Origin of the sequence: Bradyrhizobium sp. SZCCHNS3002 (assembly GCF_032377435.1) — a bacterium.
Lineage (GTDB): Bacteria > Pseudomonadota > Alphaproteobacteria > Rhizobiales > Xanthobacteraceae > Bradyrhizobium.
Map to the genome: position 1 here is coordinate 162,516 of NZ_JAUHHY010000010.1, position 25,924 is coordinate 188,439.

Annotated in this window: 27 protein-coding genes; 8 read left to right on the top strand and 19 right to left on the bottom strand. The window is 65.0% G+C overall.

Features of this window, described 5'->3' with window-relative positions:
* Window position 1 precedes the first annotated feature (1 nt).
* From phnK to phnG, 5 genes are read right to left on the bottom strand one after another with little or no spacing between them, the layout of a single operon-like run.
* The gene (gene phnK / locus QW845_RS21980; protein ID WP_315803795.1) at window positions 2–796 is read right to left on the bottom strand and encodes a phosphonate C-P lyase system protein PhnK; all 795 of its coding nucleotides are present in this window, start codon (window positions 794–796) and stop codon (window positions 2–4) included.
* Window positions 797–803: 7 nt separating this feature from the next.
* Window positions 804–1,688, bottom strand: coding sequence for an alpha-D-ribose 1-methylphosphonate 5-phosphate C-P-lyase PhnJ (locus QW845_RS21985; protein WP_315803632.1), 885 nt, complete (start codon window positions 1,686–1,688; stop codon window positions 804–806).
* Entirely contained in the window at window positions 1,685–2,788 is a 1,104-nt protein-coding gene (locus QW845_RS21990; protein WP_315803633.1) for a carbon-phosphorus lyase complex subunit PhnI, read from the bottom strand. The genes QW845_RS21985 and QW845_RS21990 overlap by 4 nt, the downstream gene beginning before the upstream one ends.
* Window positions 2,789–2,791: 3 nt before the next feature.
* A complete protein-coding gene (gene phnH / locus QW845_RS21995) occupies window positions 2,792–3,403 on the bottom strand; it encodes a phosphonate C-P lyase system protein PhnH (RefSeq protein WP_315803634.1) in 612 nt (203 codons plus the stop codon).
* Window positions 3,403–3,858 (bottom strand): phosphonate C-P lyase system protein PhnG, encoded by a 456-nt coding sequence (phnG, locus tag QW845_RS22000; RefSeq protein WP_315803796.1) that lies wholly within the window; start codon window positions 3,856–3,858, stop codon window positions 3,403–3,405. Before phnG ends, phnH begins: the two co-directional genes overlap by 1 nt.
* 118 nt (window positions 3,859–3,976) lie before the next feature.
* On the opposite strand from phnG, the gene phnF reads away from it, so the two are divergent.
* A complete protein-coding gene (gene phnF / locus QW845_RS22005) occupies window positions 3,977–4,702 on the top strand; it encodes a phosphonate metabolism transcriptional regulator PhnF (RefSeq protein WP_315803635.1) in 726 nt (241 codons plus the stop codon).
* 30 nt (window positions 4,703–4,732) lie between these two features.
* Here phnF and QW845_RS22010 read toward each other — a convergent pair whose 3' ends face one another.
* From QW845_RS22010 to phnC, 9 genes are all read right to left on the bottom strand, one after another.
* Window positions 4,733–5,572, bottom strand: coding sequence for a phosphodiesterase (locus QW845_RS22010; protein WP_315803636.1), 840 nt, complete (start codon window positions 5,570–5,572; stop codon window positions 4,733–4,735).
* Window positions 5,573–5,579: 7 nt separating this feature from the next.
* Entirely contained in the window at window positions 5,580–6,632 is a 1,053-nt protein-coding gene (locus QW845_RS22015) for an ABC transporter ATP-binding protein (protein WP_315803637.1), read from the bottom strand.
* 5 nt (window positions 6,633–6,637) lie between these two features.
* A complete protein-coding gene (locus QW845_RS22020) occupies window positions 6,638–7,423 on the bottom strand; it encodes an ABC transporter permease (protein ID WP_315803638.1) in 786 nt (261 codons plus the stop codon).
* A gap of 4 nt (window positions 7,424–7,427) precedes the next feature.
* Window positions 7,428–8,243: an ABC transporter permease gene (locus tag QW845_RS22025; RefSeq protein ID WP_315803639.1), complete on the bottom strand. Its 816-nt coding sequence runs from the start codon at window positions 8,241–8,243 to the stop codon at window positions 7,428–7,430.
* Window positions 8,244–8,295: 52 nt separating this feature from the next.
* The gene (locus tag QW845_RS22030) at window positions 8,296–9,303 is read right to left on the bottom strand and encodes an ABC transporter substrate-binding protein (RefSeq protein ID WP_315803640.1); all 1,008 of its coding nucleotides are present in this window, start codon (window positions 9,301–9,303) and stop codon (window positions 8,296–8,298) included.
* Between the two features lie 158 nt (window positions 9,304–9,461).
* Entirely contained in the window at window positions 9,462–10,310 is an 849-nt protein-coding gene (gene phnE / locus QW845_RS22035; protein WP_315803797.1) for a phosphonate ABC transporter, permease protein PhnE, read from the bottom strand.
* Complete coding sequence (gene phnE / locus QW845_RS22040; RefSeq protein ID WP_315803641.1) at window positions 10,310–11,194, bottom strand: phosphonate ABC transporter, permease protein PhnE; 885 nt, start codon at window positions 11,192–11,194, stop codon at window positions 10,310–10,312. The genes phnE (QW845_RS22035) and phnE (QW845_RS22040) overlap by 1 nt, the downstream gene beginning before the upstream one ends.
* Before the next feature lie 73 nt (window positions 11,195–11,267).
* Complete coding sequence (gene phnD / locus QW845_RS22045) at window positions 11,268–12,197, bottom strand: phosphonate ABC transporter substrate-binding protein (protein ID WP_315803642.1); 930 nt, start codon at window positions 12,195–12,197, stop codon at window positions 11,268–11,270.
* A 71-nt stretch (window positions 12,198–12,268) separates the two neighbouring features.
* Window positions 12,269–13,078 (bottom strand): phosphonate ABC transporter ATP-binding protein, encoded by an 810-nt coding sequence (gene phnC / locus QW845_RS22050; RefSeq protein WP_315803643.1) that lies wholly within the window; start codon window positions 13,076–13,078, stop codon window positions 12,269–12,271.
* A gap of 175 nt (window positions 13,079–13,253) precedes the next feature.
* On the opposite strand from phnC, the gene QW845_RS22055 reads away from it, so the two are divergent.
* The 3 genes from QW845_RS22055 to QW845_RS22065 are packed head-to-tail and all read left to right on the top strand — an operon-like array spanning window position 13,254 to window position 15,814.
* A complete protein-coding gene (locus tag QW845_RS22055; RefSeq protein ID WP_315803644.1) occupies window positions 13,254–13,916 on the top strand; it encodes a DapH/DapD/GlmU-related protein in 663 nt (220 codons plus the stop codon).
* Window positions 13,913–15,097, top strand: a complete 1,185-nt coding sequence (locus QW845_RS22060; RefSeq protein ID WP_315803645.1) for an alpha-D-ribose 1-methylphosphonate 5-triphosphate diphosphatase — start codon at window positions 13,913–13,915, stop codon at window positions 15,095–15,097. The genes QW845_RS22055 and QW845_RS22060 overlap by 4 nt, the downstream gene beginning before the upstream one ends.
* Before the next feature lie 6 nt (window positions 15,098–15,103).
* Entirely contained in the window at window positions 15,104–15,814 is a 711-nt protein-coding gene (locus QW845_RS22065; RefSeq protein WP_315803646.1) for a DUF1045 domain-containing protein, read from the top strand.
* A gap of 76 nt (window positions 15,815–15,890) precedes the next feature.
* Here the strand turns inward: QW845_RS22065 and QW845_RS22070 are convergent, their stop codons facing one another.
* The 5 genes from QW845_RS22070 to QW845_RS22090 are packed head-to-tail and all read right to left on the bottom strand — an operon-like array spanning window position 15,891 to window position 20,361.
* On the bottom strand, window positions 15,891–16,646 hold the full coding sequence (locus QW845_RS22070) for an SDR family oxidoreductase (protein ID WP_315803647.1): 756 nt from the start codon (window positions 16,644–16,646) through the stop codon (window positions 15,891–15,893).
* 29 nt (window positions 16,647–16,675) lie between these two features.
* Entirely contained in the window at window positions 16,676–17,599 is a 924-nt protein-coding gene (locus QW845_RS22075; protein WP_315803648.1) for an acetamidase/formamidase family protein, read from the bottom strand.
* Between the two features lie 31 nt (window positions 17,600–17,630).
* Window positions 17,631–18,497: an ABC transporter permease gene (locus QW845_RS22080; RefSeq protein WP_315803649.1), complete on the bottom strand. Its 867-nt coding sequence runs from the start codon at window positions 18,495–18,497 to the stop codon at window positions 17,631–17,633.
* A complete protein-coding gene (locus QW845_RS22085; RefSeq protein WP_315803798.1) occupies window positions 18,494–19,297 on the bottom strand; it encodes an ABC transporter ATP-binding protein in 804 nt (267 codons plus the stop codon). Before QW845_RS22085 ends, QW845_RS22080 begins: the two co-directional genes overlap by 4 nt.
* Before the next feature lie 17 nt (window positions 19,298–19,314).
* On the bottom strand, window positions 19,315–20,361 hold the full coding sequence (locus QW845_RS22090; RefSeq protein WP_315803650.1) for an ABC transporter substrate-binding protein: 1,047 nt from the start codon (window positions 20,359–20,361) through the stop codon (window positions 19,315–19,317).
* Window positions 20,362–20,948: 587 nt separating this feature from the next.
* Between QW845_RS22090 and QW845_RS22095 the strand changes: the two genes are divergently transcribed.
* From QW845_RS22095 to QW845_RS22110, 4 genes are all read left to right on the top strand, one after another.
* The gene (locus QW845_RS22095) at window positions 20,949–21,503 is read left to right on the top strand and encodes a peroxiredoxin (protein ID WP_315713058.1); all 555 of its coding nucleotides are present in this window, start codon (window positions 20,949–20,951) and stop codon (window positions 21,501–21,503) included.
* Between the two features lie 2 nt (window positions 21,504–21,505).
* Window positions 21,506–22,051 (top strand): carboxymuconolactone decarboxylase family protein, encoded by a 546-nt coding sequence (locus tag QW845_RS22100; protein ID WP_315803651.1) that lies wholly within the window; start codon window positions 21,506–21,508, stop codon window positions 22,049–22,051.
* 503 nt (window positions 22,052–22,554) lie between these two features.
* Complete coding sequence (locus tag QW845_RS22105) at window positions 22,555–23,472, top strand: sel1 repeat family protein (protein ID WP_315803652.1); 918 nt, start codon at window positions 22,555–22,557, stop codon at window positions 23,470–23,472.
* Window positions 23,473–23,578: 106 nt separating this feature from the next.
* Window positions 23,579–25,921, top strand: a complete 2,343-nt coding sequence (locus QW845_RS22110; protein WP_315803653.1) for an ABC transporter substrate-binding protein — start codon at window positions 23,579–23,581, stop codon at window positions 25,919–25,921.
* Window positions 25,922–25,924 lie beyond the last annotated feature (3 nt).

A 25,924-nucleotide genomic window follows, 5' to 3' on the forward strand; every position in this document is an offset into this window, starting at 1 on the left:
ATCATGGCGGCAGGATCGAGGACACGAGGAGCTGTGTGTACGGCTCACGCGGATCGTCGAGCACCTGGTCGGTGAGGCCGGTCTCGATCACCCGCCCCTCCTTCATGACCATCACGCGGTGCGACAGCAGCCGCGCCACGGCCAGATCGTGGGTCACGACGATGGCGGCCAGGCCGAGCTCATTGACGAGGCTGCGCATCAGGTCGAGCAGGCGCGCCTGCACGGAGACATCGAGGCCCCCGGTCGGCTCATCCATGAACACGAGCCTGGGCTCGGTCACCAGATTGCGTGCGATCTGCAGCCGCTGCCGCATGCCGCCGGAATAGGTCCGCGGCGCATCGTCGATGCGGGCGACATCGATCTCCACGCGATCGAGCCAGGACGAAGCCGTCTGCCTGATCCGGCCATAGTTGTTCCAGCCGACCGCCATCAGCCGCTCACCGACATTGGCGCCGGCGGAGACCGCCATGCGCAGGCCCTGCGCCGGGTCCTGATGGACATAGCCCCAATCGGTTCGGAACAGAAAGCGGCGCTCCGCCTCGCCAAGCCCGGCAAGATCGCGCAGCACGCCGTCGCGCATGCGGTAGGACACGCGGCCCAACGTCGGCGCCATTTGCGCCGACAGCATCTGCAAGAGTGTCGATTTGCCCGAGCCGGACTCGCCGACGATGGCGAGCACCTCGCCGGGATAGAGCACGAAGGAGACATCGCGGCAGGCCGCCAACCGGCCGTAGCTCTTCGCGAGCCCGTCCGCGACGAGCAGCGGCTGATCGGATGCGCTGATCATCTCAGCCATGATCATCTCAGCCATGGGCGCTCTCCTTGTGCGGCGCGGCGCTCTGCGCGCCACAATGTCCGGATGCCTGGCGGCCCTCGCAGTAGTCGGTGTCGGAGCAGACGAACATGCGGCTGCCCTTGTCGTCGGTCACGATCTCGTCCAGGTAGGAATCCTCCGCGCCGCACAGCGCGCAGGGCGCGTCGAACTTGTAGCGCGTGAACGGATGGTCCTCGAAATCCAGCGAGACGACCGACGTATAGGGCGGAATGGCATAGATTCGCTTCTCGCGTCCCGCGCCGAACAATTGCAGCGCCGGGCAATTGTCCATCTTGGGATTGTCGAACTTCGGCGTCGGCGACGGGTCCATCACGTAGCGCGCATTGACCTTGACCGGATAGGCGTAGGAGGTCGCGATGTGACCGAAGCGCGCGATGTCCTCATAGAGCTTGACGTGCATCAGGCCATACTCGGCCAGCGCATGCATGCGGCGGGTCTCGGTCTCGCGCGGCTCGAGAAAGCGCAGCGGCTCCGGGATCGGCACCTGATAGACCAGCACCTGCCCCTCGTGAAGCGGCGCCTCGGGAATGCGATGCCGGGTCTGGATCACGCTCGCCGCTTCCGTCGAGGTCGTGGTGGCGACACCCGCGGTCTTGGCAAAGAACTTGCGGATCGAGATCGCATTGGTCGTATCGTCCGAGCCCTGGTCGATGACCTTGAGCACGTCGTCGGGACCGAGAATGGCCGCAGTGACCTGCACGCCGCCGGTGCCCCAGCCATAGGGCATCGGCATCTCGCGGCTCGCGAACGGCACCTGATAGCCGGGAATCGCGATCGCCTTCAGGATGGCGCGGCGGATCATCCGCTTGGTCTGCTCGTCGAGATAGGCGAAGTTGTAGGCCGGTGCGTTCATTCCGCAGCTTCCTTCAATTCGGGAGCGGCATTGGCCTCGGCGAACTCCTGGCGCAGCTTGCGCAGCAGGCCGAGCTCGGACTGGAAGTCGACATAATGCGGCAGCTTCAGATGCTCGACGAACCCGGTCGCCTGCACATTGTCGGAGTGCGACATCACGAACTCCTCGTCCTGCGCCGGTGCAACCATGTCTTCGCCGAGCTCGCGCGCGCGCAGGGCACGGTCGACCAGGGCCATCGACATCGTCTTGCGCTCGCTCTGCCCGAAGGCGAGGCCATAACCGCGGGTGAAGCACGGCGGCTCGGTCGCCGACCCCTTGAACTGGTTCACCATCTGGCATTCGGTCAGCTCGACCGATCCGAGCGGCACCGCGAAGCCGACCTCCTCGGCCACGAACTCGACCTCGACGTCCCCGAAGCGGATTTCGCCGGCAAAGGGATGGTTGCGGCCATAGCCGCGCTGGGTCGAGTAGCCGAGCGCGAGCAGAAAGCCCTCGTCGCCACGCGCCAGATTCTGCAGCCGCAGATCGCGATCGGCGGGAAAGCTCAGGGGATCGCGGGTGAGATCGCCGACCGGCGCGCCAACCTCGGCTTGCGGCGACGGCTCGATCAGCCCGTCCTGTCCGAGAATGTCGGTGACGCGCGGCGTCGGCGCATTCGGCGCCTCGGCACGGGCCGGCAGCTCCGGCTCGACGCCGGCCGCCAACTGCGGATCGAGCAGCCGATGCGTATAGTCGAAGGTCGGCCCGAGCACCTGGCCGCCGGGAATGTCCTTGAAGGTCGACGAGACACGCCGCTGCACCCGCATTGCGCCGGTATCGACCGGCTCGCTCGCGCCGAAGCGCGGCAGCGTTGCGCGGAAGGCGCGCACCAGAAAGATCGCCTCGATCAGATCACCGCGCGCCTGCTTGATCGCCAGCGCCGCGAGCTCGCGATCGTACAGCGAGCCTTCGCTCATCACGCGATCGACGGCGAGCCCCAACTGCTCGGAGACCTGCGCCAGCGACAGCTCCGGCACATCGCGATCACCCCGGCGCTCATGCGCCAGCAGCCGGTGCGCGTTCTCGATGGCGCGCTCGCCACCCTTGACGGCGACATACATGCCTCACTCTCCTGCGGAAACGAGCCGGGTCGTTCGCGGGATGGCGACGATGGACGAGCCATCGACCAGCACGACGTCGACACCACGCGGAAACAGCCTCTCATTGATCGACAGCCGCTCGAACAGGTCAGTCGGCGCGACCGTCGCACGGAACGATGTCGTCCCGTCGATGCCCGGACCACGCAGCTCGAACGCCGGACCTCTGGACAAGCTCGGCACCTGCAGGACCAGCGTCGTCGAGCGATCGGGATATTCGGCACTGCCGAGCGCGAATGAAGTCAGATCGGGAAGCGTTTCCGGGTCCGCCGCGACTGCAAAGCAGGCGAGCGCCGCGTCGGCGACGATCGGCGCCCCCGTGTGAAACTTGAGCCAGGCGCCGACCTCGGACGTGCCGGCGAGCGGCGCATCAAGCCAGATCGGCGTATCGTGATCGAACAGGGTTAACGCGATCGCGGCGGCACCTGGCATCAACGACGACGGCCGGCCGACATTGCCCTCGACCTGTCGCAGACTTCCCGGACGCGCCATGGCCTCCATGACGATACGGAAGGTGGATTGCGCGGACAGCACATTGTCGGCGAAGCCGGGCTGCAGATCGGAAGCGGCGGCACCCATCAGCCTTCTCCTCGCACCATCGTATAGAAATCGACACGCGTGGCCGCAGCCTGCTCCGCGCGGTGGGCCCGCGATGCACGCATCTGCGCCTGCAGCGGTGCGACCACCTGCGTCTCGATCGATCGCACATGGCTTGATGACTGGATCATCGCGTCACACAGCGCGATCAGGCGCGCCTTGCCGGCGTCGCGTCCCAGCACATAGCCGAACCCGACCTCGCCGCTCTCGAGCCGCACCGCGGCGCGCGACACCGTCGCCTCGCCGACATTGAACGGCGCACCGTCGCCGCCGATCCGTCCCCGCAGCATCACCAGGCCATTCTCCGCCGGACGAAGATCGCGATACTCAGGCACCGCGAGGTCATTCAGCCTGGCGCGGATGTCCGCATGCGAGGCATGCGCCAATACCCGCATCGCCGCCCTGCGCCGGTCCTGCATCGTGGTCTCGCCGTCCATCGTCATCCCGATCTTGCCGTCTCGAAGTTGTCTATGTTAATAGACAACTTCGTAGCGAAGCGCCATGACTGTTTGATGACATGGGCGTGATTTCAGGCCGGACAGCGGAGAGCCGTGGATGAGCATGCAAGGCGCCGACTCGGGCGTGGCGCTGTGGCGGCGGGTGGCCGACGGCATCGAGCGCGACATCGCCGACGGCCGCTTCGCGGCCGGAACGCGCCTGCCCGGCGAGACCGAAATCGCCGAAACCTATCGCGTCAACCGTCATACGGTGCGTCGCGCGCTCGCGACCTTGGCGGAGCGCGGCCTCGTGCGCGCCGAGCGCGGCAGCGGCACCTATGTCGAAGCGCCTCGTCTGTCATATCCTCTGAGATCGCGCACCAGGTTCTCCGAGATCGTGGGGGCCGGCGGGCGCGAGCCGCGTGGACAGCTGATCGCAGCGTCCGAAGAGCCCGCGACGCGCGAGCTCGCGCGCGAGCTGCGATTGAAGACGGGCGCACCATTGGTGCGGATCGAGGCGCTGCGTCTCGCCGACAAGACGCCGATCTGCGTGAGCACATCCTGGCTGTCGGCCGAGCGTTTCCCCGAGGCCGGCCACATCTTCGCGTCGGTGCGCTCGATGACGGCCTTGCTCGCCTATTACGGCATTCGCGACTATCGCCGCGGCGCGACCAGGATCACGGCGGCAATCGCCGACGCGAGCGACGCCGCGCGGCTCGACCTCGCGCTGGGCCGTCCGGTGCTGGTGGTCGACAGCACCGATGTCGATGCCGACGGGACGCCGCTCGTCAGCAAGCGCTCGCGTTTCGCCGCGGAGCGCGTGACGTTCGAGGTGGAGAGCTAGACCAGACGTCCGCTACTCCCCCGTGCGCGCTCAGTCGATGAGCGAGCCGTCCTGATTGAAGAACGGATGCGGCCCGTCGAAATCGCCGATCGGCACCTGATGGGTGACGACCGTTCCGAATCCCGGTCCTGGAAACCAGGCATGAAGGTGAAAGGCCGGCGGCTCGACCCGGAAGGATGGCGGGCGCAGCTCGGCCAGATCGAGCGCGACGGCATGGTTCGGCGCTGGACAGATCGTGCAGGGAATGCCTGCAAACCGGGTCAGCGTCGCGCGATGAACGTGACCGCATCCGATCAGTTGCACCCGCGGATGGCGCGCGAGGATCGCCGCGAGATCGTCGGCATTGCGCAGGTTCTGCCGGTCCATGTGCCAGATGCCGGTGGTGAATGGCGGGTGGTGCAGGAACAGCAGGGCCGGCCTTTCGCTGGAGGTGGACAGCCTGGCATCGAGCCATTGTAGACTCGCCTCGTCCAATTCGCCATGCGGATGGCCGGGCACGCTGGAATCGAGCAGAAGCAGATCGAGACCGGCCAGTTCCACATGCTGGTTCAGTGGCGCCGACTGCTCATGAGCAGCGCCGGGAAACGCCGCGCGCATCAGTTCGCGGGAATCGTGATTGCCTGGTACGGCGGCGAATGGAATCTCGAGGCCGGCAAGAAGATCTTTCAGATGATCGTACTCGGCCGGCGACGGCGTATCGGCGAGATCGCCCGAGATCACCACCAGATCGAGCTTCGGCGCGAACCGGTTGAGCTCCATGATGCAACGGGCCAGCGCACGCGCCGTATCGACGCGGCGGTAGGCGAGCCGGCCGGGCGCCTTGATGTGCAGGTCGGAGATCTGGGCAATGGTGACGGGGCTCTTGGTCATCGGCTGATCAACCCTTCTCCGGCAGCAGACGAATGGACTCGGGCGCAATCCGCAGGCCGATCCGCTCGCCCGCAGCGACCCTGATCGTATTCGGCGCGTCCACGGTCAGTGCGATCGAGGCGGCATCGCGGACGATGATCCGCTGCCGGTCGCCGGCAAAGCGGACGCTGTCGACGACGCCGCTCAGGCTCGATGCCGCGGGGTCGACGATCGCGATCGTTTCCGGCCGAACCATCGCCACCGCTTGGCTGCGCGGACCGGGATCGGCGATCGGCTGCCGGCCTCCCGGCAGAACGAGCTGGCCGCCGTCGAGCGGCGCCTCGATGATGTTGGCCGCGCCGACGAACTCCGCGACGAAACGATCGGCCGGCGCAAAATAGACCTCTTGCGGCGTCCCGATCTGGGCGATCGCGCCCTTGCGCATCACGACGATGCGGTCGCCGAGCTCCATGGCTTCAGCCTGATCATGCGTGACGTAGATCGCCGTGATGCCGAGCGTGCGCAACAGGCCGTTGAGCTCGCCGCGCAGGCGCTCCCGCAAGGCGGCATCGAGTGCGGTGAGCGGCTCGTCGAGCAGCAGCACGCTCGGGCGGATGGCGACTGCGCGCGCCAGCGCGACGCGCTGACGCTGACCGCCCGAGAGCTGATCGATGCGCCGGTCTTCAAGACCGCCCAGATTGGTCAGCGCGACCAGCTCGGCGACGCGCGCGGCGCGCTCCGGCTTGGCCACGCGGCGGATCTTGAGCCCGTAGCCGATATTGTCCGCAACCGTCATGTTGGGGAACAGCGCGTAGGACTGGAACACCATGCCGACATTGCGCTTCTCGATCGGCTGTCGCGTCAGATCCTTGCCGTCGAACAGCACGCGCCCCCCCGCATCGGGCGTTTCGAGCCCGGCCACGATCCGCAGCAGCGTGGTCTTGCCGCAACCGGACGGCCCCAGCAGCACCAGCGTCTCGCTCTGTGCGATGTCGAGCGTGGCCGGCGCGAGTGCGCACGTCCCGTCGGCAAAGGTCTTGCCGCAATTCTCCACCTTGAGGGCGGCTCCATGCCGGGTCATCGTGCTCACCGCAGGCTTCCTCTCTCGTCGACCCATTGCATGGCCACCAGCAGCGGGATGATCATGACGAAGAAGATCAGCGTGTAGGCGGACGCGACCTCGAGACGCATCGACGCATAGCTGTCGGCGAGGCCGACCGGCAATGTCTTGGTCAGCGGCGTGTGCAACATCCAGGTCAGGTTGAACTCTCCGAGAGATAGCGTCACCACCATCAGGCTGCCCGCCAGGATGCCGGGCGCGGCATTGGGAACGATGACGTCGATGAAGCGTCGCCAGGGCGCCGCGCCGACCGATGCGGCGCCCTCGTCGAGCGATGTCACGTCGATCGTCGAGAACACCGCCATGACGGACCGCACCATGAACGGCATCGTGAAGATCACATGGCCGACGAGGATGAACAGCCACGAGCGACGGAAGCTTCCGGCCCCGCCATAGGTGAGCAACAGCGCCAGCGCGATGGCGAGCCCGGGAATCGCGAGCGGCAAGGTGATGATCTCCTCGACCAGCCGCGCCAGCCGTCCGCCGCGAACGTACAGCGCGTAGGCCGCGGGAACACCGACCACGAGCGTGACCGCCAGCGTGCCCAGCGCGATCAGGATCGACGCCATGATCGTGCCCGCGTAGAGCTCCCAGACCTGGGCCACCCACTGCAAGGTCACGCCGGACTGAATGCCGCGAAAGTAGTTGACGGTCACACCCGCCACGATCGAAAGGCCGGCCGGCACGGCCAGGAAGGCAGCGACCAGCAATGTGAACAGCAGTTGAAGGATGAAGATGGCTCTGTCGCGCACGTGCCTACCCTGCCGCTGCCACGGAGCTGCCGGCGAAGGAGCGCGCCAGTGCCAGCATCAGCCAGGTCATCAGGCCAAGCCCGACCGAGAGCGCCGCCGAGGTGGCAAGGTTTCCGGCCAGCGTGAACTCCGTGTAGATCAGCATCGGCAACACGTCGATGTTCGTGGCCAAGGTGAATGCCGTTCCGAACGCGCCCATCGCCGTCGCGAACGCGATCGCGCCGGACGCGATCAGCGCCGGCGTCAAGGCCGGCAGGATCACGTCGCGCAGCACGGCCCAGGGGCCGGCGCCGAGCGAGCGCGCGGCCTCCTCCAGGCCCGGATCCAATTTCTGCGCGGCAGCCATGATCGTGAGGATCACCCGCGGAATCGAGAAATAGAGATAGCCGAGGAACAGCCCGTAGATCGAATAGGCGAATACGAGCTTGTCGCCGGTGAGCCGGGACGAGATCTCGCCGATCAGCCCCTGGCGGCCAGCCAAAAGGATGATCATGAAGCCGACCACGACGCCCGGGAACGCGAGCGGAAACGTCAGGATCGCGACCAGGAGCGCGCGGCCGGGAAACCGGTGACGCTGCAGGAACAGGCCGGCGATCGTCGCGATGACCAGGGTCGCGATCGTGGTGGCCGCCGCCAGCGCCAGCGTGTTGAGAAGTGTCGTGCGGTAGCGCGGCTCGAGGATGATCGCGAGATATTCGGCCAGACCGTGCGGTCCCTCGGCGCCGGTGACGAGCAGCCTCGCCATCGGAAGCAGGAAGAAGGCCGCGGTGACGGCTGCCAATGGCAGCAGGCAGAGCCGGACGAATGAACTGTGCGACATGTGATCAAGTGCGCCTCCGCCGGATCCTCTCCGGCGGAGGCGCGGTGCTCCTTCAGCGGACTTCGGACAGATAGCGATCGACGAAGCCCTTTTGCGCGGCTTCCATATCGCCCCAGTTCACGCTCTTGGCGCGGGCGTAGTCGCTGTCCGGCAGGAACTTGTTCTTCACCGCGTCCGGCAGCTCGATCGGGCGCGCCGGGCGCAGATAGGCATTGGTCCAGATCGCCTGGCCCTTGTCGGAGAGCAGATAGTCGATCACCTTCTTCGCCTTGTCCTTGTCGGGTGCGTTCTTCACCAGGCCGACGACGTAGGGGAAGACCACCGAGCCTTCGCAGGGAATCACGAACTCGAAATTGCCCTTCTCGGTATATTTCGCGCGGTAGGCGTTGAAATCGTAGTCGAACAGGATCGGGATCTCGCCCGAGACGACACGCGCGTAGGACGTCTGCTTTGGCACGATCGGATCGTTCTTGCGCAGGTCCTTGAAGAACGTGACGGCAGGTTCGAAATTCGCTTGCGAACCGCCGAGCGCGAGATTGACGGCGACGGCGCCGACATAGCCGACGGCAGCCGAGCTCGGGTCGAGATAGCCGACCATGCCCTTGTAGTCCGGCTTGAGCAGATCCTTCCAGCAGGCCGGGACCGGCTTGCCGCCAAGCGCATCCTTGTTCACGAACAGGCCGAGCGTACCGGAGTGGATCGTGGTCCAGTAGCCATCCGCATCCTTCAAGCCGGCGGGGACCTGATCCCAGTTCGCCGGCTTGTAGGCCTCGAGCGCGTCCTGCGTCTTCGCCTTCATTCCGAAGGTGACTCCGAAATAGCCGATGTCGCCGACTGGGTTGCTCTTCTCGGCAAGGATCTGCGCCAGCGCCTGGCCGGAGTTCTTGTTGTCGTGCGGAATGTCGTAGCCGAGATCGGTCTTGATCGCCTTGAGCATCGAGGCCCAGTCGGCCCATTCCGGCGGACAGTTGTAGCAGATGACGTCCGCAGCCTTGGCCGGCTGCCACGATGCGGCGACGCACAGCGCGAGCAGCGCGAGAACGAGGCGGGTGAGCTTCATGAAGATAGACTCCGTATTCCTGGCATCACGGCCAGTTCCGGAGCTTCCCCTAAAGGCGGCACATGAAGGATTTGCGACACCGGGTGCAGCACACACAGCGGACGCCGCACCCTGATCGTTCGTAGGCAAACGATCGCAACCTTCGGATGCCACGCCGTTCAAGCGATGGCGCGGCGGCCGATGATCGCAAACCGCAGCTTGCCCGAGATCCAGTCGATCGCGGCCACCGCCACCAGGATCATCAGGATCAGGAACGACACCTTCTGCCATTCCAGCACGCGGATCTGCTCGGCGAGTTGCAGCCCGATCCCGCCGGCGCCGACGATGCCGATGATCGTCGCCGAGCGCGTGTTGGATTCGATGAAGTAGAGCACCTGGCCGGCAATCACGGGAAGAACCTGCGGCAGGAGGCCGAAGCGGATCTCATGCAGCGCGCTGCCGCCGGCTGCACGAACGCCCTCGACCTGGCGCCGGTCGGCCCCCTCGATCGCCTCCGAGAACAGCTTGCCCAACGCGCCGAAGTCGGACACGGCAATCGCGAGCACACCGGCGAATGGACCGAGTCCAACGACGTTGATCCAGACCAGCGCCCAGATCAGCGTATCGACGCCGCGGATGCTGTCGAACAGCCGCCGTACCGGAAAGCGGAAGATTGCGGACGGGACGATATTGCGCGCCGCGAGCAGGCTGACGGGCAGCGCGAGCACGGCCGCGAGCATCGTGCCGAGCATGGCAATCGACAGCGTCTCTCCCATCGATTTCAGATAGGTCGGAAGCGACGCGCCGGGATCCGGCGGCAGCATCATCAGGGTGATCCAACCGAGTTGACTGATGCCCGTCAACAGCCTCGTCGGCGAGAAGCCGAGCTCGACGAGGCCGAACACGAAGATGCCCATCGCGGCAACGGCCACCAGCGGCGTCGCCAGACGGGCGGACGCCGGCCGCTCGAACACGCCTGGGTATCGCGATCGCAGCGCGGCGGTATCGATCTCGTCCAGCTTTCGCATCATGCCCGGCCTTCGCTGCCGAAGAGACGGCTGCGCAGCAGCCCCGTGCCAATGTCGATGACAAACACCGTCAGGATGATCAGAACGAGGATCGCGCTGACGTCGGAATAGTAGAACTTGCGGATCGCGACGACGAGCTCCTGGCCGATGCCGCCCGCACCGACGAAGCCCATCACCGACGCCTCGCGGACGTTGATCTCGAACCGCAGCAACGTGTAGCTCGTGTAGCCTGCGACGACCTGTGGCAGGACGGCAAAGCGCATGCAGGACAGCCAGCCGGCACCGGTCGCGCGGACTCCCTCGACCGGCTTCATGTCGACGTTTTCGACGACCTCCGAAAACAGCTTGCCGAGCGCACCGCAGGAGTGGATCGCGATGGCGAATACGCCGGCCATTGGCCCCAATCCGAAGGCCATGACAAAAATCAGAGCGAACACGATGCCCGGCACCGTGCGGGCAAACTCGAGCAGGCGCCGGACCGCGAAGCGCAGCCAGGATGCAGGAGAGGTGTTCTCGGCCGCGAGGAAATTCAATGCAAACGCCAGGACGGCGCCGAGCATGGTTCCGACATAGCTGATCAGGATCGTCTCACCGAGAAGCCGCGTCCATTTGCGCAGACCCCAGAACCATTCCGGCAGGTTGGTCCACACCCGGTGTCCGTCGTCGAGCGTGAAGAGCCGGTCGAAATAGCTGAGGAAGTTGCCGAGATAGGTGACGAGCGTTCGGAGGTTGACCTCCGAACCGATGGCTGAAACGAACAGCACGAGGCCGCACGCAACCAGCACGACCACTGCACGCAGACGCTTGCGCGCCACCGCTTTGCGGTAGGCGCGCTGCAGAGGTTCGAGCTGCTGTTCAGGCAGGATGGCGACGGCTGACGACATGTTTGTCGGTGCAAGGGCGCAAATCGGCCGGCGGGGGGTTCGGGGACGCGGTACCGCCGGCCCGATGCAACGCTTACGAGCCCTTCTTGCGGAGGGAGTCGACGAATTTGATCAGCTCGACAGTCTTGTTGTAGTCCTCCGTCGAGATCGCCTCCCACGGCTTGTTCTTGCCGTCGGACAGCTTGGCGAAGGCTTCCGGATCCTTCTTTGCCGCGTCGAGGAAGGCCTGCTTGATTGCGGCCTTCATGTCGGTGGGCAGGTCGCTGAGATAGGCGTAGGGCGAGTTGATGATCATGTCCGACTTGCCGATGATGCGGAAATCTTCCTTCTTCAGCGGCGTGCCGTCGGCCGACTTCACCATGTTCTTGGTGAGCATGCGGGTCAGGTTGGAGTCATCTCCGTTGTTCCACCAGTTTGCGGCGACGTCGACGGTTCCTTGCGCCAGGGCAAGCACGGCGTTCTCGTGGCTGCCCGTAAAGATGACCTGGGAGAAATAGGTGTCGGGGTCGATGCCCATCTGGCTCATCTTGAAGCGCGGCATGTTGTTGCCAGAGGTCGAGTTCGGGTCCACCAGGCCGAGATTCTTGCCCTTCAGATCCTCGAGCTTCTGGTACGGGCTCTTGGCGAGCACGTAGAACACTGAATAATAGCCCTTCGAGCCGTCCGAGTTGACGTCGATCACGAAAGCGTCCGTCTTGACGCCCGTCACGCGCGCGCGGGCGAAGGAGGCCGGACCATAATAGCCGATGTGAATGTTGCCGGCGCGCTGGCCCTCGATGACCGCGGCATAGTCATTGGCGACGCGCAGCGTCACCTTGACGCCGAGCTCCTTGGAAAGATAGTTCACGAACGGCGTGTAACGCTCGACGACACCCGAGCCGTTTTCGGCCGGGATCGCGGCAAAGGTGATCTCCGGATATTTGGTTCGCCAGTCCTCGGCCGAGGCGGACGAAGCGAACGACAGAGCGGCCAAACCGGCCAGAATGAGACGACGATTGATCATGGAACGTCCTTCAAGTTTCAGGGGACGATGTCAGGATTGACACGACAGATGCGCCCGCAGCACGCAGGCAATCAGGCGACGGCAACTTTGCCGACAGCCGGAACGGATTCGGGAGCTTTGGGCATTGCCGGCGGCATCACCTCGTCGGCCTCCAGATCGTACAGCTCGCGCGCGATCTGGCCGGTGAGCGCCGCCGGCAGATCGTCGAACACGACCCGACCATTCGCCATTCCGATCAATCGGTCGCAATAGCCGCGCGCCAGATCGAGCGAGTGCAGATTGCAGATCACGGTGATGCCGAAATGCTTGTTGATGCGCAGCAGCGCGTCCATGACGATCTTGGTGTTGCGCGGATCGAGCGAGGCGATCGGCTCATCGGCCAAGATGATTTCCGGATTCTGGACCAGCGCGCGCGCGATCGCGACGCGCTGCTGCTGCCCGCCCGAAAGCTGATCGGCGCGCTGCGCGGCGAGGGAGGCCATGTCGAACTGCTCGAGCGCGGACAGCGCCATGGCAACATCCGCCGCCGGCCAGAGCTGCGCCAGAGAGCGCCACGACGGGATTTCGGCGAGTCGCCCCATCAGGACGTTCGTGAGCACGTCCAATCGGCCGACCAGATTGAACTGCTGGAAGATCATCGCCGAGCGCGCGCGCCACTGCCGCAGGTCGCGGCCGCGCAGCGCCGTCACATCGAGATCCTTGAAGAGAATGCGGCCGCCGCTCACAGGACTCAGGCGATTGATGGACCGCAGCAGGGTCGACTTGCCCGCGCCGGAACGCCCGATCACGCCGACGAAGCTGCCGGGTGCAACAGAGAAGGACGCATTGTCGACCGCGGCTTTCATGCCAAAACGGCACGTCAGGCCATCCACCACCAGCATTGAATTCTCCAGACGCCTCGCTTTGGCCTATCGCTAACGTCTCGATTCTACAGTTATGTGACAGCAACACTGCGGCGCCACATCCGTCCACATGCCGGTCGGCAGTCATGCAGATGTCACGCCTCTGTCATAGGGGAGACCCAACACCTTCACAGGCGTAGAGACAGGATGCGAGATGGCCGGCAAGCTGCTTTCGATTGAACCTACCGTTGACCCTTCGGCCAAGCTCCAGGACGTGACGCTCGGCGCCTATTGCGAGATCGGCGCCCGCACCATCCTGCAGGAGGTGACGATGGGCGACTACTCCTACGTGGTCAACGATTCCCAGATCACCTACACGACGGTCGGCAAGTTCTGCTCGATCGCGGCGATGACCCGGATCAACCCGGGCAACCACCCGATGCAGCGGGCGACGCAGGCCCATTTCACCTATCGCGCCAGCGCCTATTTTCCAGGCGAGCCCGACGATGCCGAGTTCTTCGCCTGGCGGCGAGAGCATCATGTCCGGATCGGACACGACGTCTGGATCGGCCATGGCGCGATCGTGCTGCCGGGCCGCAACATCGGCACCGGCGCGGTCGTGGCGGCTGGCGCCATCGTCACCAAGGACGTTCCGGCCTATACGATCGTCGCCGGCAATCCGGCGCGCCCGGTCAAGCGCCGGTTTCCGCGCGAGGTCGAGCAGCGGCTGCTCGATCTGGCGTGGTGGGATTGGAAGCACGAGGCGCTGCGCGCGGCGCTGCCCGATTTCCGCAAGCTCGAGATCACCGCGTTCCTGGATAAATACGAGGCCGCTCTCGACGCCCGCGTCCCGGTACGGCAGAGTGCCGCCCCATGACCGATATCTCAATCTCGCGGGGCCGCTGCCTCGTCGACACAGAGCTCGTGGACACCTCCTTGATCATATCCGGCGACGTCATCGCCGGCATCGGGACACCGGGGTGCCGGTCAGGTCTCGAACTCGACGCGGAGGGGCTCACCGTGCTCCCCGGCATCGTCGACATCCACGGTGATGCGTTCGAGCGCCAGATGATGCCGCGGGCCGGGGTCGATTTCCCGACCGACGTCGCGCTGATCGACAGCGACCGCCAGGCCGTCAGCAATGGCATCACCACGGTCTTCCACGCAACGACCTGGTCATGGGAGCCGGGCCTGCGCAGCGCCGACAATGCGCGGCGGCTGCTCGAATCGATCGAAGCGCTGCGCCCGCAGCTCGCGGCCGACACGCGCTTTCATCTGCGCCACGAGACCTTCAATCTCGACGACGAGGAGGAAATCGGCCAGTGGCTCGCCGATCGGCGCGTCGACCTGTTCGCCTTCAACGATCACATGGACTCGACGGTCGCGAGCCTGGACACGCCGCACAAGCGCCAGCGCATGGTCGACCGCACCGGCCTGCCCGGCGCGGAGTTCGACCGGCTGGTCGCGCGCATCGCCTCTCGCGCGGATGCCGTTCCAGCCTCGATCGCGCGGCTGGCCGACATCGCACGCAAGGCTGGCGTCCGCATGCTGTCGCACGACGACGACAGCCCGGCCATGCGCAAGGCGTTTCGCAGCCAGGGCGTGACCATCGCGGAATTTCCGGTCAACGAGGAGACTGCGCGCGAGGCCGCTCAGGGCGGAGACGCGATCGTCTTCGGCGCGCCCAACGTCGTTCGGGGCGGCAGCCATACCGGGTGGACGCGAGCCAGCGACATGATCGCCAAGGGCCTCTGCTCGGTGCTGGCCTCCGACTACTACTATCCAGCGCCGCTGCTGGCGGCGTATCGGCTCGCGGCGGACGGCGTTCTGCCGCTGGCACGCGCCTGGGATCTGATCTCGGGCGGCCCCGCACGCGCGGCCGGACTGGCGGACCGCGGGACGCTGGCCGAAGGCCGCCGCGCCGACGTCATTCTGGTCGATGACCGCGTGCCGTTGCGCCCCCGCGTCGTCGCCGTCATCGCGTCCGGCCGGCTGGTCTATCTGGCCGAGACCCATCGGCTGAACGCAGTGCCCGTGCGCACCATCGCGGCGGAGTAGCAGATCATGGTCGATGCGCCCCGCTACGCGATCTACTACGCCCCGGCGGCGACGACGGGCTTGGCCGGATTCGGCGCGAGCCTGCTGGGTTACGACGCCTGGAGCGGCGACGAGCCGAGCTTTCCGGAAGAAGTCGTTCGCGCGGTTCCCGATTGGGCCGAGCTGAGCGCGGACCCGCGCAAATATGGCTTCCACGCCACTTTGAAGGCGCCGTTCGAACTGGCCGATGCGCAGAGCGAAGCCTCGCTCCGCGACGCCTGTGCGGAGTTCGCGGCAAGGCCGCGCGCCATTCCGATCATTCGTCCCATCGTGGACTCGATCAGCGGCTTCGTCGCGATGATCCCTGGCGAGCCCTCGCCGGCGCTGCAACAGCTCGCAGCCGATTGTGTCCGGGCGTTCGAGCCGTTTCGCGCGCCGATGACCGCCGCGGACCGTGCACGGCGCAAGCCGGACCTGCTGACACCACGACAGCGCGATCATCTCGATCGCTGGGGCTATCCCTATGTCATGGAGGATTTCCGCTTCCACATGACGCTGACCTGCCGGCTGTCCGACGAACGACGCCGGCCGATCCTGACGATGCTGCAGCAGAGATTTGCGGCGCTGTCGCTGACAGAGCTCCGGATCGACCGGATCGTGTTGTTCCGCCAGCCCAACGCCCGCCAGCGGTTCGGCATCATCGGAGACTGGCCGCTCACGGCCGTCCAGCGCATCTAGGGACGTCGGTTCGGCATGGCCGCATGGTGCGGCCGCGCCTGCCGGTCGAACAGCGCGACCGGCAATCTCGTCGGACCTACACCGCCTTCGTCAGGGCGCCATCGATGATCAGATTGGTTCCCGAAATGCGGCTTGCGAGCGGGCTTGCGAGCATCACGACGCCGTAGGCCACCTCCTGGGCTGTTCCCATGCGCCCCGTCGGATTCAAGCCCATTGCGGTCTTGAACAGGTCAGGCGATCCATTCTCGATGTTCTGCCAGATGCCGCCCTCGAAATAGGTGTTGCCCGGCGACACCGCGTTGACGCGAATGCCTTTGCCGACCAGTTGATGCGCGAGGCCCTTGGCGTAATGGATCAGCGCACCCTTGATCGCGCCATAGGATCCGGCGGCGAAATCGACTTCAAAGCCCGACACGCTGGAGATGATGACGATCGAGGCCGACTTCGACTGCTCCAGGTAAGGAATTGCTGCCGCGATCGCGTTGACCGTATGCATCATGTCGGTGCGAAAGGACTTCTCCCAGGTCTCCGGAGAGTCGCCCACGGCGAGCGCGCTGACGTTGCAGACCACGCAATCGATTCCGCCCAGCTCCCTTGCCGCGCCGTCGACCCAGCCCTTCAGCGCCACGGGATCGGCGACGTCGACGCCCTGCCCCCACGCCTTCACGCCTTTCGACGCAAGTGTCGTCACGACCTTGCCGACTGCGTCGCCGTCGCGCGCGCAGATCGCGACACCGGCGCCTTCCTCGGCGAACAATTCCGCGATCGCAAGGCCAATACCCTTGCTGCCGCCCGTCACCAGCACGCTCTGGCCGGCCAATCCCAGATCCATGATCGTCTCCTTTCAATCAGTTTCGGTTTTCAACCGTGATAGCCGGCGAGCAGAGCCTTGTTGACCTTGCAGATGTAGGTGTATTTCGGATTGACCACCTGGGTGCAGCGCGCCTCGGCGACCTGGCCGAGCAGCATGTAGGCCTCCGGCGCCGGAATCCTCCAATCGTCCTCCAGCCAGTTGATCATCTCCTCGAACGCGATCCGCATCGCGTCCTCGAGCGGGCGCGCGCAGCCCAGCGTGCAGATGTGCGTCGGCGTCTCGATTCGCGGATGGTTCAGCCGCGCCGGAGCCTTGTCCAACGACACCTTCACGGTGAGGTTCGCGGCGATCTCGATCGCGCCCATGCCGTTGGCTTCGCCGTCGCCCTGGATGGCGTGGCAATCGCCGAGGAAAAGATGCGCGCCGTCCTTGTTGACGCGGAAGAACACCGAGTTGCCGGAGGTGATCTCCTGAACGTCGAGATTGCCACCATGCGGCCCGTTGTCCACCGTCAGCACCGCGCCATGCACCGGCGCGACCCCGGCAACGCCGATCATCGGCCGGACCGGAAGCTTCACATGCTCGTTCCACAGCACGTGGCCGTCCTCGACCGCGACGACGCGGGTCTGGATGCCGAACTCCTTGCGCCGGACCCAGTCCGGAAACATGCCGATGCCCGGCCACAGCGCGGTGAAGCCGAGCCGGTCGAGCTCCATGTCAATGATGTCGAGCCGCAACATGTCGCCAGGCTTGGCGCCGCGCACCTCGATCGGGCCAGTCGCACCGTTGACGTAGGGCAGCGTCACGTCGCTCTCGACCAGTTGCTGGCCGAGCGCGCGGATGGTGCCGTCGTTGACATTGATCGCGCATTCGACGACGAAGATCTCACCGGGATCGACGGTCGCGATGAACTCATTGTCGCCCGACAGCGCGTATTTGATGTTGCCGGCCTTGCCGATGCGCTTTGACATGATCACTCCTGCTATCTCCAACGTCGTTGCATCATCGCGGCTGCCGCCGCCACGGCATCAGCAGCCGCTCGATCTTGCCGACCGCAAAAGTCAGCACCAGCGCCAGCGCGATCGTCGCAACCAGCGCGGCGAACACCTTCGGAATGATATAGAGCGACCCGGCCTTGAAGATGGCGTGCCCCAGCCCTTCGGAGGAGGACATGAACTCGCCGACGATCGCGCCGATCAGGGCAAAGCCGACGGTGAGCTTCAGCCCCGCGAAGATGTCCGTCAGCGACGCCGGCACCACCAGCTTGCGGAAGATCTGGAACTTGGACGCGCCGAGAGTGCGGAACAAATTGATCTGGTCGGGATCGACGCCGGTGGCACCCTTGTACGAGGTCACCAGGGCGACGATCACGACCGACAAAGTCGACATCGCAACCTTCGAGATCAGCCCGGTGCCGAACCAGATGATGATGATCGGCGCCAGCGCGATGATCGGAATCGAGCCGAGCGCGATCACGAACGGCTCGACCACGCGCGAGACGAAGCGCGAATACCACAGCGACAGTCCGATCAATGTGCCGATGCAGTTGCCGACGAAGAAGCCGAGCAGCGTCTCCAGCCCGGTGACGGAGGTATCGCGCCACAGGCTGCCGTCATAGGCCATCTGCGAGAGAAACTTGAGGATGGCGGACGGCGAGCCGAACATGAAGGCGGCAGCCTTGTTCTGCCCGGTCGCATATTCCCAGAAGGCGAGGAAGGCCGCCAGGACGAGAAGCTGGGTGACGAGCACGGCAAGCGTGGTGCGCAGATGCAGCCATCGCCGCCCACGTGTCGGCGTCCGAACCGCCCGTGCCTCGGAGACCGGTGTCGGTGCCGAGCGGACCGGCGGCGCGTCGATGTCGGCGGTCATTGCAGCACCACGTCGAGATCGGCCCAGATGCTGCGGACGTAGTCACTGAAGCCTGGCGTCTGCCGCACCGAGATCACGTCGCGGCGCTCGCTGCCGAGCGCAATGTCGTAGACCGCCTTGATCTGCGTCGGCCGCTTCGACAGCACGATCACCCGGTCGGCGAGTGACACCGCCTCCTCGATGTCGTGGGTGATCAGCAGCAGCGAACGGCGCCCCTGCCGGACCAGGCCCACCGTGTCGTTCTCGATCAGGAGCTTGCTTTGGAAATCCAGCGCGGCGAACGGCTCGTCGAGCAGCAGCACGTCGGGCTCATTGACCAGCGTGCGCGCGAGCGCCACCCGCTGGCGCATGCCACCGGACAGGGTCGCGGGATAGTGGTCGGCAAAGCCGTGCAGCCCGAGCTGGTCGAGCAAGGCCCGGCAGCGGTCCTCCGCTTCGGCGGCCGGAACGCCATGTATCTCGAGTCCCAGCATGGTGTTGCTGAGCGCGGTCCGCCACGGCAGCAGCAGATCCTTCTGCAACATGTAGCCGACATTCTGCGGTTGGCCGGCGACCTCGCGGCCGTGCCAGCGGATGCGGCCGGCATCCGGCGCCAACAATCCGCACAGCGTGTTCAGGAGCGTCGTCTTCCCGCAACCGGACGGGCCGACGATGCTGACGATCTCCCCCTCTCGCAATGTCAGGCTGAGATCGCCGATCACCGGCACCACGCGGCCGCCGTCAAGCTCGTAGCTCTTGGCAACATGCTCGACGACGAGCGGCGGCGCAGGCGCTGCGATGGCGCCCGGCGCGGCCTGCATCATGCCGGTCACCTCGGTCATTTGAGGCTGGCGATCGCCTTCTCTGCGAAGGAGTTGTCGATGATCTGATCGAACGGCACCGAGCCCTTGGCGTTGCCGAGATAGACCTGCATTTCCATCAGGTTCGCCCACTGGTCCGTCTTGGTGATCACCGACTGCGCCGGAATGAGATATTTCAGCTCGGCGTCGATCGCCTTGTCGACGACCTCGCCGGGCAGGTCCGGGAACTCCTTGCGTGCGACTTCCTTGGAGAAGGCGGGGTCGGCGTAGGTCTTGCGCGAGGCTTCCTCGAACGAGGTCACCAGCGCCTGCACCATCTCGGGGTCCTTCTGAATCGTGGTCGGCAGCACCATGATCCCCGTATTGCAGAACGGACCGATGTAGTTCGAGAAGTCGAACACAACCTTGGCGCCTTGCGCCTCCGCCGCGGCCACGCTGGGCTGATAGGCGATCGCGATGTCGGCCTGGCCCGCCAGCATCGCGGCGATCTCGGTGCCGGGGTTGACGGGGACGATGGTCGCATCGACACCGACCTTCAGTCCTGCCTTCTCCAGAAGGCGCTTCGCCACGCTGTAGTTGGTGTTCGGCTCGGGCGAGGTCACGATTCTGAGACCCTTGAACGCCTTCGGGTCGGTGATCGGCTCCAGCGTCTTGGAGACGCCGAAATAGTGCGCGCGTTGCACGACCGTCCCGACGACCACGCCGGGACCGCCGTTCTCACGCGATATCTGTGCCATGGTCGCGTCGCCGATGGCAAAATCGGCCGAGCCGCCGAGCACCGCGGCGAAGGTCTGGGTGTCGCCGCCAGCGGCGCTCACCTGCATGTCCAGACCGTTCTTCTTGAAGATGCCGGCATGCATGCCGACGTAGAGATTGATGTAGCCGAGATTGTGCACGGCCTCGCTAAAGCGCACCGTCTTCAGTCCCGCCGCCGCCGCGCTCCTGGTTCCGAACAGCGAGGACGCTCCCCATCCTGCCGCGAGCGCGGCCGAGGTTGCGAGAAATCGTCGTCGGTCGATCGACAGGCTCGCGCTTGCATTTGATGCCGAGACAGTTTCGCTCATGGTGATGAACTCCTCCCAGGCCAATGAAAATCTGCGAGGAGACTATGGTCGGGTCGTCGTGCAGCAAGGCGAAATAACAGACGCGATTTGCTGAAAAGCTGACAACACTGTGCGCTGTGCGACACCTTGCGCCGTGCCGCGCCGTGATCTGCCGACGGCTTGTCGCCTTGCTGCCGCTTCAGGAGTCGCCGTGGTCAAACGTGCATCGCAACAAAGGCGATAATGTCAATTTTGCCACTTGGGCCGCACAAAGAAATTGCACGTCGGCCGCCGGCTCGACCGTCAATACGAGGTCGCGCGGCGCCCAGACCAGGCGGGACGTCAACCTCCTGTTGACGAGACAACGATGCGTGCCCTCCGGCTGCCGCCGCTCAATGTCGGACCACCATGTCGCGAAGCCGACGTTCGAAACCGCCCAAGCGGGCGGCATCTGCAAGCTCCCCGCCGCCACGTCCTCGCATTTGCAGCATGGCGCCGCCGAGTGTCGGATTTTCGACAATCCCCTGATACTAAAAACGAATGGCATATCGCTTGCAATGCACAATGCGCCTCGCTATTGCAGCGCAATAATTTTCTTGGAGTGCAAAATGCTCGGAATTGGAAGCAAGCTGCCATCGTTTGAAATCGTCGGCGTGAAACCCGGCTTTCATCTGCAGGAGGAGAAGGGCGAGAGCGCCTTCGAGACCCTGACCGAGACCAGCTTCCCTGGAAAGTGGAAGATCATCTTCTTCTATCCGAAGGATTTCACTTTCGTCTGTCCGACCGAGATTGCCGAGTTCGCGCGCCTGGCGAAGGACTTCGCGGACCGCGATGCCGTGGTGCTCGGCGGCTCGACCGACAACGAGTTCTGCAAGCTCGCCTGGCGCCGCGACCACAAGGATCTGCACAAGCTGCCGATCTGGCAGTTCGCCGACACCAAGGGCGCATTGGTCGACGGCCTCGGCGTTCGTTCGCCGGATGGCGTCGCCTACCGCTACACCTTCATCGTCGATCCCGACAACACCATCCAGCACGTCTATGCGACCAACCTCAATGTCGGCCGCGCTCCGAAGGATACGCTGCGCGTGCTCGACGCGCTGCAGACCGACGAGCTCTGCCCGTGCAATCGCGAAGTCGGCGGCGAGACCCTGAAGGTCGCCTGATCATGTCGATCGAGCAGTTGAAGGACCAGATCCCGGACTTCGCCAAGGATGTCAGGCTCAATCTGTCATCCATGGCGTCCGACGAGACGCTGTCGCCGCAGGCCAAATATGGCCTGTTCGTCGCCTGCGCGATTGCGACTCGCAATCCGAGCGTCGTTGCGGCCTTCGAATCGGTTGCAGCCACGCAGCTGTCGCCCGCCGCTTTGGCGGCGGCAAAATCGGCCGCCGCGATCATGGCCATGAACAACGTCTACTACCGCTTCGTGCACCTTGCCTCGAACAAGGAGTACGCGACGATGCCGGCCCGGCTGCGGATGAACGTCATCGCCAACCCAGGCATCGACAAGGCCGATTTCGAGCTGTGGTCGCTCGCGGTGTCCGCCATCAACGGCTGCGGCACCTGCATCGATTCGCATGAGAAGGTCCTGCAGGATGCGGGCGTGCCCGCGGCCACGATCCAGACCGCCGTCCGCTTTGCCGCCATCATCCAGTCGGTTGCCGTTGCGATCGAAGCCGCTTGTGTGTCCGTCGCGCTGGCGGCGGAGTAAAAATCGATCGGATATGTGAATGCGGCCGGCATTGTCCGGCCGCATTTGTTTTTCCCCACCTCTCGCCTAAGTTGCAGAATTTCCTGGCGCGCCTGCAACTCCTCGGCCCGCTAAGCCCCTGACCTCGCGGCAAAGTCGAGAGGATTGCGGCATCCAGATACTCCACCCGATCTTTCTGCAAAGCGCAGAAATCGCCCCCGGTCTCGCGCATCGCGAGCAATCACCGATGCGGCGCGCCGGGAAATTTCCATCAAATAGCCTTACCTGCTCACCCTTCCCGACAAGAACATTGATCAGCTTAGGGACCAAGCAACATCGATTGTGACCAGGGCGCGCGAAAACAATGGCGTGCATGTCGGAAGGAAACCGGACCTGTCGGTCTCGACGGAAGCGTTGATGCAATGTCCCCGATGTCGCATCATGTGCGCTTCGGTTGGACCGCGCGCGCCCGACGTCCTGAAGCTATCTCCCACGACCCGTTCGTCGGAGACAGGAGGCTAGTGATGAGTGCTCCAGATCAGAACGATCCGGCAAAGCCAGCGCCGCCCTGGGCGAGCGAAGAGCTCCGCAGATATGCGCCGCGCCGCCGCCAGACGGAGGCCGGCCCGACGACGTTCGATCCGCCTGCCGACGGCGTGCCCCTGCCGCATCATCTGGTGTCCCGGCCAAGCTCCCTGCCGGCGCGGCCGGCGGCCCTTGACCTCGACGATGAGGAGGTGCATCGCGCCTGGAGCGCGAAGCTCGATCCCGTCGTGATGCCGCTGCCGCCGGAGGATCCGGACAAATCGTTCCGGCTGGGCAGCATCATCAAGATCGGTGCCGCCGTCGGCATCGCGGCCTCCATCGCCATGATGGTGGTCAACATGGTCTCCTTCGAGAATGGCGGGCCGACACCGGGCAGCAAGAGCCCGATCATGCCGACCGCCGTGCTGGAAAGCCTGGCCCAGATCGATCCCGCGGAAGCCAAGGTTGCCCAGGAAGATCCCCCGCAGACGGTCGCCGCGCTCGCGGCTCCCAGCAGTACAGAACTGGCGATGCGGCCATGGCCCTCGACGCCGACGTCGCCAGCGCCGGCCGCCGCAGCGCCGGCGGTCTCCCCTCCCTCCCCTGCGCTGCCGATGGCCTCGCCCCGCCCGACCGTTCCGCTGCCGCGAGACGAGGTCGACGGGCTGATGAAGCGCGGACGCGACCTGCTCGCCGCGGGCGACGTCGCCAGCGCGCGGCTGATTCTGACGCGGCTTTCCGACGCCGGCATTGCGGACGCTTCCCTCCTGCTCGCGCGCACCTACGACCCGGCCGAACTGACGAAATCACGGTTGCTCGGTGCCGTTCCCGACGCAGCCAAGGCACGGGCCTGGTATCTCAGGGCTGCGGAGCAAGGATCGCCGGAAGCCAGCCGACGCATCTCGGCTGCACGGTAACGCATCAATCTCGGAGCGCTCGAGACGCGACCCGGACCGCTCCCGGCGAGACGGGCGGCCGCGATCTGCTGCGCTCGAGAATCACATATCGATGGGAGGACTGGTGATGCAGGGCATCCATGCTGCAGCTCGCGCCTGCTTGGCCGCTAGATGGAGCCGACGTCGCAAACCACGGGATGCAACGAACAGCCGCTCTCGAACAGCCGCATGCCTCGTCCTGGCTCTGTCCGCAACATTGGCGCTGGCCGGGCATCGAGCGGTCGCCGCCGACAACGAGATTCGCATCGGCAACACCATGCCCTATAGCGGCCCGGCTCTCGCCTATGGTGTCATCGGCAAGACGATCGCGGCCTACTTCAACAAGATCAATTCCGAGGGCGGCATCAACGGCCGGCGCATCAACTTCATTTCCTACGACGACGGCTATGCGCCGCAGAGGACGGTGGAGATGACGCGCAAGCTCGTCGAGGAGGACAACGTCCTGCTGATGTTTGCGAGCCTGGGCACGGCCCCCAACCTGGCGGTGCGCCCATATCTCAACGCCAACAAAGTCCCGCAATTGTTCGTGGCATCCGGCTCCTCGCAATGGGACCAGCCGCACGACTTTCCGTGGACCATGGGCTTTCAGCCAAGCTACCAGGCCGAGGCGCACGTCTATGCCCAGTACCTGCTGGAGACCCACAGCCGCGGCAAGATCGCGATTCTCTATCAGGACGACGATTTCGGAAGGGACTACGTCAAGGGATTGAAGGACGGCCTGGGCGGCAAGCTTCCGATCGTCGCGGAAGCCGGCTACAAGGTGACGGACGCCAACGTCAATCAGCAGATCGCCACGCTGAAGGCCTCCGGCGCCGACATCTTCTTCGACGTGACCACACCCAAATTTGCCGTGATGGCGATCCGCCGCGCGGCCGAGCTCGGCTGGCATCCGGACCACATCATCTCGACAGTCTCGGAATCGGTCTCCGCCGTGATGCAGCCGGCCGGCCTGCAGAATGCCGAAGGCATCCTGTCCGCGGGCTACTACTACGAGGGCGAGGAGGCCGCGGCGGCGGGCGATCCATCCTACCGCGAATGGTCCGCCTTCATGGACCGCTATCTGCCGGACGTACCGAGAAGCAATGGTCTTGCGACCTTCGGCTACCTCGCGGCAAACGCGATGGTCGCGGTGTTGCGGAGTTGCGGCGACGACCTGTCGCGCGACAACATCATGAAGCAGGCGGCATCCCTGAAGAGCCTCAAATTGCCGATGCTGACGCCCGGCATCACCGTCAACACCAGCCCCCATGATCACGCGCCGCTGGAGCAGATGCAGATGATGCAGTTCACCGGCGGGAAGTGGCAGCGCTTCGGTCCGGTGCGGAGCGGTATCGATCCCGGCAGTGTCAGCGATTCCTTCAAGACCATTTTCCGTTACGGTACGGCGAAGCGCGATCTGGCCAACCAGCTGAATGCCAATACCGTCACGCTGATGACCGGCTCGTTCGGCAGCACCTATGCCAACATGGGTGCGGACCTCGCATCGGCGCTCGACAAGGGGACGGAGCTGCGCATCCTTCCCGTGATCGGCCGCGGCTCGGTGCAATCGGTCGCCGACATCCTGCTGCTGCGCGGCGTCGACGCCGGCATCATCCGCAAGGACACCCTGGCCTTTCTCGAGCGCAAGGACTTCGCCAACAACATCCGCGAGCAACTGGTCTATGTCACCAAGCTGTTCAACGAGGAGATGCACGTGCTGGCGCCGAGATCTATCACCAGCCTGAGCGAGCTCGACGGCAAGACCATCGCCGTCGACCTGCCCGACGGCGGCACCTTCGTCACCTCGATCAACGTGTTCGAGCGCCTCGGGATCAGGCCGCATCTGCTCTATATCGAACCGCGGCTGGCGCTGGATATGCTGCGCAAGGGCGACATCGACGCGATCATCACGGTCGAGGGCAAGCCGGTGCAATGGCTGAGCCAGGTCAACGATCCCAATCTGCACCTGGTGCCCGTCGACTACGACAAGGCTCTGCACGACGACTACCTGCCGGCGCAATTGTCCGCCGAGGACTATCCGAACCTCGTCGGCGCCTCGGCGCCGGTGAACACGATCGCGGCCGAGGCCGTGCTGGCGTCGTTCAACTGGCCGGCCGGCAGCGACCGTCACCGCCGGCTGTCTCTGCTGGTCGAAGCCTTCTTCAGCAACATGCAGGCGCTGCAACGGCCGCCATACCACCCGAAATGGCAGGAGGTGGCGCCGCTGGCGCCGATCGCGGGCTGGACAAGATTCAAGACGGCACAGGACTGGCTCGATCGCAATACGCCGCCTCCCCAGATGCTGGGGGCGAATGCACAGGTCAACGATATGCAGGCGAGCGGCGTTTCAGCCGATCCCCGGTTGTTCCGTGAATTCATGGAATGGCGAGCCAACCGCCAGAAGCGCGCCGCGCCGCGGCACCCACAGTAGCCA